This window comes from Xanthobacter sp. BG11Y11_SDJG, from assembly GCF_057364445.1.
This window is the reverse complement of record NZ_JBNFNU010000120.1, coordinates 1-10939: the sequence shown is the minus strand read 5'-3', so window position 1 is coordinate 10939 and position 10939 is coordinate 1. Positions and strand designations below refer to the sequence as shown.

8 protein-coding genes and 2 pseudogenes are annotated in these 10939 nt (G+C 69.7%); 6 read left to right on the top strand and 4 right to left on the bottom strand.

Translation table 11 applies throughout. The annotated features are described in order from the left end of the window. From AC2W7M_RS12005 to AC2W7M_RS11985, 5 genes are all read left to right on the top strand, one after another. The coding region (locus tag AC2W7M_RS12005) for a HoxN/HupN/NixA family nickel/cobalt transporter (protein ID WP_486132563.1) at positions 1 to 320 on the top strand (320 nt) is incomplete at its 5' end. A gap of 200 nt (positions 321 to 520) precedes the next feature. Next, complete coding sequence (locus AC2W7M_RS12000; RefSeq protein ID WP_486132562.1) at positions 521 to 2764, top strand: indolepyruvate ferredoxin oxidoreductase family protein; 2244 nt, start codon at positions 521 to 523, stop codon at positions 2762 to 2764. Further along, positions 2653 to 3348, top strand: coding sequence for a 2-oxoacid:acceptor oxidoreductase family protein (locus AC2W7M_RS11995; RefSeq protein WP_486132565.1), 696 nt, complete (start codon positions 2653 to 2655; stop codon positions 3346 to 3348). Before AC2W7M_RS12000 ends, AC2W7M_RS11995 begins: the two co-directional genes overlap by 112 nt. After that, complete coding sequence (locus AC2W7M_RS11990; protein ID WP_486132561.1) at positions 3345 to 3995, top strand: DUF6537 domain-containing protein; 651 nt, start codon at positions 3345 to 3347, stop codon at positions 3993 to 3995. The genes AC2W7M_RS11995 and AC2W7M_RS11990 overlap by 4 nt, the downstream gene beginning before the upstream one ends. 191 nt (positions 3996 to 4186) lie before the next feature. Continuing rightward, entirely contained in the window at positions 4187 to 4954 is a 768-nt protein-coding gene (locus AC2W7M_RS11985; protein WP_486132564.1) for a sulfite exporter TauE/SafE family protein, read from the top strand. 9 nt (positions 4955 to 4963) lie between these two features. On the opposite strand, the gene AC2W7M_RS11980 is transcribed toward AC2W7M_RS11985, so the two are convergent. The 4 genes and pseudogenes from AC2W7M_RS11980 to AC2W7M_RS11965 all read right to left on the bottom strand — a co-directional run bounded on the left by AC2W7M_RS11980 (position 4964) and on the right by AC2W7M_RS11965 (position 9352). Next, on the bottom strand, positions 4964 to 6115 hold the full coding sequence (locus AC2W7M_RS11980; protein WP_486132560.1) for a patatin-like phospholipase family protein: 1152 nt from the start codon (positions 6113 to 6115) through the stop codon (positions 4964 to 4966). Between the two features lie 69 nt (positions 6116 to 6184). Further along, the gene (locus AC2W7M_RS11975; protein ID WP_486132559.1) at positions 6185 to 6931 is read right to left on the bottom strand and encodes an acetoacetate decarboxylase; all 747 of its coding nucleotides are present in this window, start codon (positions 6929 to 6931) and stop codon (positions 6185 to 6187) included. A gap of 98 nt (positions 6932 to 7029) precedes the next feature. Continuing rightward, a pseudogene (locus AC2W7M_RS11970) lies at positions 7030 to 8019 on the bottom strand (WD40 repeat domain-containing protein). A 127-nt stretch (positions 8020 to 8146) separates the two neighbouring features. After that, positions 8147 to 9352: an ABC transporter substrate-binding protein gene (locus AC2W7M_RS11965; RefSeq protein ID WP_486132558.1), complete on the bottom strand. Its 1206-nt coding sequence runs from the start codon at positions 9350 to 9352 to the stop codon at positions 8147 to 8149. A 178-nt stretch (positions 9353 to 9530) separates the two neighbouring features. Between AC2W7M_RS11965 and hrpB the strand changes: the two are divergent. Further along, positions 9531 to 10939 (top strand): annotated as a pseudogene (gene hrpB, locus AC2W7M_RS11960) (ATP-dependent helicase HrpB); the annotation flags it as partial.

The following is a 10939-nucleotide window of genomic DNA, read 5'->3' as shown; positions in this document are numbered from 1 at the left end:
CGGTGGCGGTGCTCTCCGCCGGCGCGCGGCCGTGCTCGGGCGCCATCCTGGTGCTCACCTTCGCGCTCTCCCAGGGCGTGTTCATGAGCGGGGTGGCCGCCGCCTTCGCCATGGGCCTCGGCACCGCGCTCACGGTGACGGCGATCGCCGCGCTGGCGGTCTACGGCAAGCGCCTCGCGGTGCGCATCGCCGCGTCCGATGCCCGCTGGGCGGCGGCGGTGATGAGCGGCATCGAGCTCGTGGCGGCATTGCTGGTGATGCTGTTCGGCCTCGGCCTGCTCACCGGCTACCTGCAGAGCGAGCGCCTGCTGCCGGGCTAGGCACCTCGCCCCCTTCCCCATGCTGCAGCGCGCCGCCCATGCCGCAATGCACCAAAATTCGTCACGCCCGGCTTTTGGGCAATTTCGTTTCGATTAGAGTTTGAACAACGAAATTGCCGGGTGCGACACTCCGTGCCAGCCTAAGACGGAAGACGGCTGCGGCGGTTTGTCCCGCGCTGGCCGCGCCCCGGAGGCGCCCCATGGCTCTCAAGCCCGTATCGCTCGACGACAAGTACGACCTTTCCCAGGAGCGGGTGTTTGTCTCCGGCACCCAGGCGCTGGTGCGCCTCGCCTTGATGCAGAAGGAGCGCGACCGCCGCGCCGGCCTCAATACGGCCGGCTACGTGACGGGCTATCGCGGCTCCCCGCTCGGCGGGCTCGATCAGCAGTTCGGTCGCGCCGACCGGCTTTTGAAGGCCAACGACATCAAGTTCCAGCCCGGCCTCAATGAGGACCTGGCGGCTACCGCCTTGTGGGGCTCCCAGCAGGCGGAGCTGCGCGGGGAAGGCCGCTTCGACGGCGTGTTCGGCCTCTGGTACGGCAAGGGCCCGGGCGTCGACCGCTCCGGCGACGTGTTCCGCCACGCCAACAATGCCGGCACGGCGAAGCATGGCGGCGTGATCGCGCTGATGGGCGACGATCACACATGCGAGAGCTCCACCACCGCGCACCAGAGCGAATTCCACTTCGTCGACGTGATGATCCCCGTGCTCAATCCCGCCGGGGTGCAGGAGATCATCGACTACGGCCTCCATGCCTGGGCGCTGTCGCGCTTCTCCGGCACCTGGGTCGGCCTCAAGGCGGTAAAGGACACCATCGAGAGCACCGGCATCGTCGACGGGCGGCTCGACCGGGTCTCGATCGTCACGCCGACCGACTTCGCCATGCCGCCCGGCGGCCTCAACATCCGCCTCGGCGACACCCCCATCGCGCAGGAGGAGCGGCTCCAGGAATTCAAGCGCGACGCCATCCTGCATTATCTGAGGGTCAACCACCTCAACCGCTTCATCACCTCGGGCGGAGCGCGCCCGCGCATCGGCATCGCCACCGTCGGCAAGTCCTATCTCGACGTGCGTTTGGCCCTCGACGAGCTGGGCATCGACGAGGTGCGCGCCAACGACCTCGGCATCCGCATCTGGAAGGTCGCCTGCCCGTGGCCGCTGGAGACGCAGGGGCTCACCGAGTTCGCGCGCGGCCTCGACCTCATCATGGTGGTGGAGGAGAAGCGTTCCCTCATCGAGGTGCAGGTGCGCGAGGAGCTTTACGGCACCGCGAACCAGCCGGTCTGCATCGGCAAGAAGGACGAGCAGGGCCGATGGATGTTCCCGGTGAAGGGCGCGCTCGACCCGAACGACATCGCCATCCAGCTCGGCCGCCGCCTTCTCGCCTATGGCGACATGCCGGACATCGCCCAGCGTGTCGGCGAACTGGAGGAGGCGCAGCGCGTGCTTGCCGCCACCGGCGACGTGGCGAACCGCATCCCCTATTTCTGCTCCGGCTGCCCGCACAACACCTCCACCAAGGTGCCGGAGGGCATGCGCGCTTATGCCGGCATCGGCTGCCATTACATGGTGCAGTGGATGGACCGGGAGACCACCGGCTTCACCCAGATGGGCGGCGAGGGCGCCAACTGGATTGGCGAAGCGCCGTTCTCCAAGCGCGGCCACGTGTTCCAGAATCTGGGCGACGGCACCTACAACCATTCCGGCTATCTGGCGCTGCGCGCCTCGATCGCCGCGGGCGTGAACGTCACCTACAAGCTCCTGTTCAACGACGCCGTCGCCATGACCGGCGGCCAGCACCACGAGGGCGACCTTACCGTTCCGGTGATCGCGCGGCAGGTGGCGGCCGAGGGCGCGAAGCGCGTGGTGGTCGTGACCGACGAGCCGGACAAGTATCCGCCGAACACGCTGTGGCCCGGGGGGCTCACCATCCGCCACCGGGACGACCTCGACGAGGTGCAGCGCGAACTGGCGCAGATCCCGGGCGTCACGGTCCTGATCTACGACCAGACCTGCGCCTCCGAGAAGCGGCGGCGCAGGAAGCGCGGCGCCTTCCCGGACCCGGACAAGCGCGCCATCATCAACGAGCGCGTGTGCGAAGGCTGCGGCGACTGCGGCGTGAAATCCAACTGCGTGTCGGTCCAGCCGCTGGCGACCGAGTGGGGCCGCAAGCGCGAGATCGACCAGTCGTCCTGCAACAAGGACTTCTCCTGCGTGAACGGCTTCTGCCCGTCCTTCGTCACGTGCACGGGGCGAAGCCGAAGAAGACGGCCGGGGCGGCGGCGGGCGGCGGCGAATGGGCGGCCCTGCCCGATCCCGTATTGCCGCAGATCGACGGCACCTACGGCATCATCGCCACCGGGGTGGGCGGCACCGGCGTCGTCACCATCGGCGCCATCATCGGCATGGCGGCGCACCTGGAAGGCAAGGCCTGCGGCATGATCGACATGGCCGGCCTCGCCCAGAAGGGCGGCGCAGTCTACAGCCACATCCGCCTCGCCAACGATCCCGCCGACATCACCGCAATCCGCGTCCCGGCGCGGGGCGCGGACGTGGTGCTGGGGGGCGACATCGTTGTCGCCGGCACCAAGAAGGTGCTGGCCGCGGTGAAGCCGGGCAAGACGCTGGTGGTGGTGAACACCCACGAGGTGCTGCCGGGCGACTTCACCCGCAACGCGGACTATTCGCTGCCCACCGAGCGCATCAAGCGCACCATTTCCCAGGCGGCGGGGGCGGAGAACACCCACTTCATCGAGGCCAACCGCCTCGCCACGACGCTGTTCGGCAACTCGCTGGCGCAGAACATTTTCATGGTGGGCTATGCCTACCAGTTCGGCGCCCTGCCGGTTTCGGCCGAGGCGATCGAGCGCGCCATCGAGCTGAACGGCGAGGCGGTCGCCATGAACAAGGCCGCCTTCCTGTGGGGGCGCCGCGCGGCGCACGATCCGGCGCGGGTGGAGCAGCTTGCCGCGCCGAAGGGGCGGGCACCCCGGCACGCCGCCTGTCGCGGGACCTCGACGAAGTGATCGCGCGCCGCATCGCCGACCTCACCCTCTACCAGGACGCCGCCTACGCGGCGCGCTACAGCACCTTGGTGGAGAAGGTGCGCGCAGCCGAGGCCGCGCGCGCGCCGGGCCGCTCCGGCCTCGCCGAAGCGGTCGCCCGGAACCTCTACAAGCTGATGGCCTACAAGGACGAGTACGAGGTCGCCCGGCTGTTCACCGACGGCGACTTCCTGCGCCAGGTGGACGGCGCCTTCGACGGCACGCTGCGCTTCGAGTTCCACATGGCGCCGCCGCTCGTCGCGCGCGAGAACCCGGCGACCGGGGAGCCGCGCAAGATGAGCTTCGGCCCCTGGATGCTCAAGGCGCTCGGCGTCCTGGCGAAGCTCAAGGGCCTGCGCGGCACGGCGCTGGACGTGTTCGGCTACAGCGCCGAGCGGCGCATCGAGCGCCAGCTCATTGCCGACTATGAGCGCACCCTCGCTGCGCTGCTGCCGCGGCTTGACCTTGCCAACCATGCAGTGGCGGTGGCGATCGCCGCGATCCCGGAGAAGATCCGCGGCTATGGGCCGGTGAAGGCGCGCCACCTCGCCGCCGCCAAGGCCGAGGAGGCGAGCCTGCTTGCCCGCTTCGAGGCCCCGTCCGCTCCGGCCGCGGTGGCGGCGGAATAGCCGCCGAGCGCGGCGCCCGGCTGCCCTTGGGCCGGACGGCGCGACGTCCCGGGGAAGCCGCTGGGTGCGGCCTCCGGCATGAAAGAATCTGAGGGCGCCATAAGCTTTTATGTGGCGTCCCCGTGCTCGCGGCAGGTTGCGCGCCGCCCCCGGAAGGCGCAAGAAGGGGCACCCTCCCCGCGCCTCTCGTGATGATACCCAGCGTGATCCTCATCGGCTTTTTCGTGATGGTCCTCGCCGGCGCGGTGAAGGGCATGGTCGGCATGGGGATGCCCACGGTCGCCATCGGCCTGCTGACGCTGATCCTGCCGCCGCCGCAGGCGGTGGCGCTGCTCATCATCCCCGCCGCCTTCACCAATGTCTGGCAGTACGCCACCGGCCCCGGCGCGCGCTCCACCGCGCGCCGCTTCGCCAGCATGATGACCGGGCTCACGGTGGGCACCTTCATCGGCGGGTTCGGCATCGGCGGGCTCGATTCGCCCTTCACCCTGCCGGCCATGGGCATCGTCGTGTGCTGCTACGGCCTGCTCGGCCTCGCCTCCATCCACGTCCATCTGCCGGCGGGCTGGGAAGGGCCGATCGCGCCGCTGGTCGGCCTCGCCACCGGCGTCATCAACGGCATGACCAGCATGGCCATGCTGCCGGCGGTGGTGTTCTTCAAGGCCCTCGGGCTCGGCCGCGACGAGATGGTGCAGGCGCTGGGCCTGAACTTCATGGTGGCCTCGTTCGCGATGATGCCGATCCTGATGTGGCCGGGCAGCTCCGGCGCGCCGCTGCTGGACCCGTGGATCGTCGGCGCCTCGATCGCGGCGCTCCTGCCGGCCGGGCTCGGGCTGAACCTCGGGCGGCGCCTGCGCATCATGGCCTCGCCCGAGCTGTTCTCGCGGATCTTCTTCGGCTTCCTCACCTTGCTCGGCATCTACATGGCCGCGCGCGGCATCCTCAAGCTCATGGCCTGATCGCCGCCGTCACTCCGACAGGCGGTGGATGTCGTGCACGACGATGCCGATGGAATCGTCCGGCTTCTTCAGCCATTCCCGGCGCGAGAGGGTCTTCAGCGTGTCCTCGTAGCCGGTCTGCCAGTGTTCGCGCATGGAGGTGCCGGAGAATTCATAGTCCTTGAATTCCCGCTCGTAGGTCTTCTCCTGATAGATCAGGTGGCAGATGTTGACCGGGCCGGAGGAACCGTATTCGTCGATGAGGCACTGGTCCTCCGGCGTGCGCAGCTGCTCGGGGATGCGCAGCAGCGATTCGTAGAGCTTGGCGCGCAGTTCCTGCACCCGGCGGAACACGTCGGTGGTGTAGCGGGTGCGGCTCGAATAGGCGATGTCCTTCTGCCGCTCGGACACGTCGAACATGTCGCGCGGCAGCGGTCCGCGGGCGCTGAACAGGTCTACCTGGAACACCAGCGCGCTCGGATGGTCGGGCTGGTCGAGCAGGAACTGGAGCGGCGTGTTGGAGACCACGCCGCCGTCCCAATAGTATTCGCCCTCGATCTTGATGGCGGGAAAGCCCGGCGGCAGCGCGCCGGAGGCCATGATGTGCTCCGGCCCGATGGTGTGAATCTTGTTGTCGAAATAGATGAAGTTGCCGGTGCGCACGTTCACCGCCCCGACCGAGAAGCGCTTCTGGCCGGAATTGATGATGTCGAAGTCCACCAGCTTCACCAGCGTCTCGTGCAGCGGCGAGGTGTCGTAGAAGGAGGTGGCCCCGGTGGCGCCGGTGGGCAGCAGCCAGGGATTGGGGAAGCGCGGGCGGAAGAAGCCCGGCTGGCCCTGCAGGATGGTCATGGAGGCGCTGAGCTGGTTGCGCATGGCGCGGAACACGTCGCCCTCGGGCGTCCAGGGCAGCACCTTGCGGCGGGAGATGGTCTCCCAGAATTCCCGCAGGCGCGGCAGCCGGTTCTCCGGCGTGTTGCCGGCGATGATGGCCGAGTTGATGGCGCCGATGGAGACGCCGGAAATCCAGTTCGGCTCGCAGCCGGTCTCGGAAAGCGCCTCGTAGACCCCGGCCTGGTAGGCGCCGAGCGCGCCGCCGCCCTGGAACACCAGGGCCACGCGGTCATATTCGTTGACGATGTCGCAGAAATCGGCGGGCAGGGCCTTGGCGTGCGGGCTCATGTCATCTCACCTCCGGGCGCGGTGTCGGGCGACGGCGGATGCGCGGGCGCGCCGCGCATCCCGCATGGATCACTTGTCTTCGGCCAGATAGTCGTAGACCACCTCGCCCAGGCCGAGCGTCAGATCGGCCTTGAGATGCACCGCCGAGAGCACCTCCAGCACCGGCAGCTTCGCCACGTCGCAGATGGCGTGGGGGAACAGGCCGAGCGCCGCGGGGCCGGTCCAGCATTCCTTGAGGGTGATGTCTTCCAGGTAGTAACGCACCAGCTCGCAGATGCGCGGCTTGGCGTCCACGTCCGGGATGATCTTGATCAGGAAGCTCGGCGCCAGCAGCGAGGCGAGCACCTTGTCCTTGTCGGCGGCCACGTGCTTGTAGCCCATGGTGGCGGAGGCGCAGAGGACGCTGCCATAGTGCAGGGTGCCCACCAGCGTGTCGGTCTCCACCTGGAACTTGGGGCTGGCGTACTTCTTCGGGAAGCCCCAGATCTCGCGCCCGCCGGCGATCGGCGCCTCGTCGTCGAGATACATGGAGTGCACATAGCCGCCGGCGACGCCGTCGAGCGTCACCGGGATCACCTGCCCGGTCTCGGTATAGTCGCCGAAGCCGGTGGAATCCGGCATGCGGATGAACTCGTACTTGACGATCGGCTCGCCGACCTTCAGCGGCTCGGGCACCACCTTCTCCAGCGCCGCGGGATCGGTGCGGTAGGTGATGATCATGAACTCGCGGTCGAAGAAGCGGTAGGGACCCCGCGGATAGGAGGGGCTGACGAGCGGCATGGAATAGGCGGTGCGGCGGACGTCAGCGATCTTCATCGGCATGGCTCCCAGCTGGCCGCTTCGCAGATGCGAAGGCCCGTTACGTTAGCCCATAGCGTGGGGTGGTGACAGGCCCGCGACGCGGCGTCCGGCGCTCAGAAGGCGAGCACCCCTGCCGCCCCGCTGTGCGTCGCATAGGCCACCGCGCCGCCGGCCGGGTGCCAGGCGATGGCCGCGAGCGGATCGGCATCGGGCGCCCGCAGGAGGATTTCCGGCGCCGTCCGAGATGCGCGCCATCAGCACCATGCCATCCTCGTAGCCGGCGGCGATCACCGGGTCCTTCGGATGGCAGGCGACCACCAGCACCCGCGAGGAGGCGGAGGGCGCGAGCATGGTGGGCGCCTTGCCCATGGGGCCGTCCTTGGTCTGGAACGGCCACATCACCACCTCGCCCGAGCCGGAGGTGGCGAGCCACTTGCCGTCCGCCGTGAAGGCGAAGGACTTCACCCGCGAGGGGTAGCCGCTCATGCGCATGTGGGAGCCGTCGACCACGCGCCAGCCGTGCAGCGCCGGCTCCTGCATGGTGGAAACCAGAAAGCGCCCATCCGGCGAGAAGGCGACGCCGAGATGCGAGCCCTTCCAGCCGAGAAGTTCCGGCTTGGTGGAGGGTGCGTTCGGGAACCACAGCGTCGCCCCGCCATAATGGGCGATGGCGAGCCGCAGCCCCTTCGGCGCGAAAGCGAGGCCGCCCACCGTGGAGGGGGCGTCGAAACTCTTGGTCTCGCGTTTGGCGATCACGAAGGCGGTCTTCCCGGCGGAATAAGCGAGCGCGCCGTCCGGCCCCAAGGCGATGCGGTCGATCCAGCGGCCCTTGTGGGAGGCGATCTCGGTCACGGTGCCGTCCGCGCGGTCTCCACCACCCGCCCGTCGTCGCCGCCGGTGAGGAGGCGGGCGCCGTCCGCCACCGCGCACAGCACCGCGCCCTCGTGGGCGCTCACCACGGTGCCGCCGCCGACGCCCAGGAACACCCGCCCCTGCGCGCCCGCAAAGGCCGGCGTCGCGTCGAGGAAGGCGGCGGCGACGATCTCGGCGCCGAGGGAAAAGGTGGTGACCTTGTCGGTGAGGCTCGAAGGGGCAAGGGACATGAAGCAGTGCCTCAGCGCGGCCCGAAGGCGGAAGAGGCTCTTAAGCCACCGGGCGCGGCGCGATGCAAGGCGCGCGGGGCCATGGGATCGCTCCCGCGCGCCTTCCGCCGGCTCGCAATGCCGGCCCTCAGTTCGCCGCCGCCGTCACCAGCGGGCAGCCGCCCTCGCTGAGCGGGCGGAAGGCCTCGTCGCCAGGGATGACGCGGATCAGCTCCAGATAATCCCAGGGATATTTCTGCTCGGCCGGCGCCTTCACCTTCAGCAGATAGAGGTCGTGCACCATGCGGCCGTCCTCGCGGATCCGCCCGCCATGGGAAAAGAAGTCGTCCACCGGGGTCGCCTTCATCTGCGCCACCACCGGGCCGGTATCGGCGGTGCCGGCCGCCTGGACCGCCTTGAGGTAGTGCAGGATCGAGGAATAGACGCCCGCCTGGCCCATGGTGGGCATGGCCTTGTGGCGGGCGTAGAAGCGCTTCGACCAGGCGCGGGTCTCGTCATTGAGGTCCCAGTAGAAGCCCTGGGTCAGGATCAGCCCCTTGGCCGTGGGCAGGCCGATGGCGTGGATGTCGGTGATGTGGAGATAGAGCCCGGCGAGCTTGATGCCCGACTGCGGGATGCCGAATTCGTTGGCCTGCTTGATGGCGTTCACCTCGTCGGCGCCCGAATTGGCGAAGGCGATGAGCTTGGCGCCCGCGCCCTGGGCCTGGAGCAGGTAGGAGGAGAAGTCGGTGGAGCCCTGCGGGTGCTTCACGCGGCCCACCACCTTGCCGCCGCCCTTCTCCACCGCCTGGGAAGTGTCGCGCTCCAGCGCCGCGCCGAAGGCATAATCAGCGGTGATGAAGAACCACGGCCCGTCCTTCGCCAGCGAGGCGCCGGTGCCGGCGGCCAGCGCATAAGTGTCGTAGGTCCAGTGGATGCCGGTGGGAGCGCAGAACTTGCCGGTGAAATCGGACGACCCGCCGGTGGAGGCGAGCACCAGCTTGTCCTTGCGCCGGCCGATCTCCTGCACCGCCAACAGCACCGAGGAGGTGGGGATGTCGGCGATCACGTCGACGCCCTGCTCGTCGATCCAACGGTTGACGATGGCCGAGCCCACGTCCGGCTTGTTCTGGTGGTCGCCCACCAGGATCTCCACCGGCCGGCCGAGCACCTTGCCGCCGAAATCCTCCACCGCCATCTGCGCGGCGATCACCGAGCCGGGGCCGGCCATGTCGGCATAGATGCCGGACTGGTCGTTGAGGATGCCGATGCGCAGGGGCTTGCCATCCGCGGCCGCGAGCGGTCCGGGCAGGAGGAACGCCGCGGCGAGGGCGGCGAGAAGGGGACGGCGCATGAGGCTCTCCGGATGGGTCAGGTCGCCTTCCCGATTATTCGACTATATCGAGTGGTTCAATAGATAATACGTCGCAGGATGAGATTTGCCGCTATTCACATCATCAACTCGATATTTGAACCCCTCGCCCGTCGCGCCGCCCTCGCCCGCTGGGCCGATTGTGGTCTAAGACACGGCCATGCCGCCCGCCTTCGCGCCGCTTCCCATCGATGCCGTCCTCGACGACCTGATGCGCACCCTCGCCGCGAACCCTGCCGCGGTGCTGGTGGCGCCGCCCGGCGCCGGCAAGACCACACGGGTGCCGCTGGCGCTGCTCGACGCGCCGTGGGTGAAGGGCGGCAAGATCCTGGTGCTGGAGCCGCGCCGCCTCGCCGCCCGTGCCGCCGCCCACCGCATGGCGCAGACGCTCGGCGAGCGGGTCGGCGAGCGGGTCGGCTACCGGGTGCGGCTGCGCTCGGAAGTGTCCGCCCGCACCCGCATCGAGGTGGTGACGGAGGGCGTGTTCACCCGCATGGTGCTGGACGATCCGGAGCTGTCCGGCGTCGCCGCGGTCCTGTTCGACGAATTCCACGAGCGCAGCCTCGACGCCGATCTCGGCCTCGCGCTGGCGCTGGACAGCCAGCGCGGGCTGCGCGACGACCTGCGCCTCCTCGCCATGTCCGCCACCCTCGACGGCGCGCGCGTCGCCGCGCTCATGGGCAGCGAAGGCGCCCGCCGCGCCAGTGATCGCCAGCGAGGGCCGGGCCTTCCCGGTTAAGACGCGCCATCTCGGCCGCGACCCGCGCGCGCGCATCGAGGGGCAGATGGCGGACGCGGTGGTGCGCGCGCTCTCCGAGGAACGCGGCTCAATCCTCGCCTTCCTCGCCCGGCCGCCGCCGAGATCCGCCGCACCCGCGACCTGCCTGGCGGGAGCGGGGTGGCGCGACCCCGCCGTCGACCTCGTGCCGCTGTTCGGCGCCATGGATGCGGCGGAGCAGGACCGGGCGCTGCTGCCCCCGCCCCCGGGCCGGCGCAAGGTGGTGCTCGCCACCGCCATCGCCGAGACCTCGCTCACCATCGAGGGGGTGCGCGTGGTGGTGGACAGCGGCCTTGCCCGCGTGCCGCGCTTCGAGCCGGACGTGGGGCTGACGACGCTCGTGACCGAGCGTGTCTCCCGTGCCGGCGCCGACCAGAGGCGGGGGCGCGCCGGGCGCACCGAGCCGGGCGTGTGCTACCGCCTGTGGGCCGAGGGCGAGACGGCGAGCCTCAAGCCCTTCGCGACGCCGGAAATCCTGGCGGCCGACCTCAGCGGCCTGGTGCTCGACCTCGCCCGCGCCGGGGTGCGCGCGCCCGCGTCCTTGCCCTTCCTCGACCCGCCGCCCGAGCCGGCGGTGAAGGAGGCGAAGGCGCTCCTTTCTCTGCTCGGCGCGCTCGATGCTGAGGGCCGCGTCACGCCGCTGGGCGCGCGCATGGCGCGCCTGCCCCTGGCGCCGCGCCTTGCCCACATGGTGGTGATGGGCACCGAAAGCGGCGCAGGGCGGCTGGCGGGGGAGATCGCCGCCGTGCTCACCGAGCGCGGGCTCGGCGGCGACGGCATCGACCTCGCCC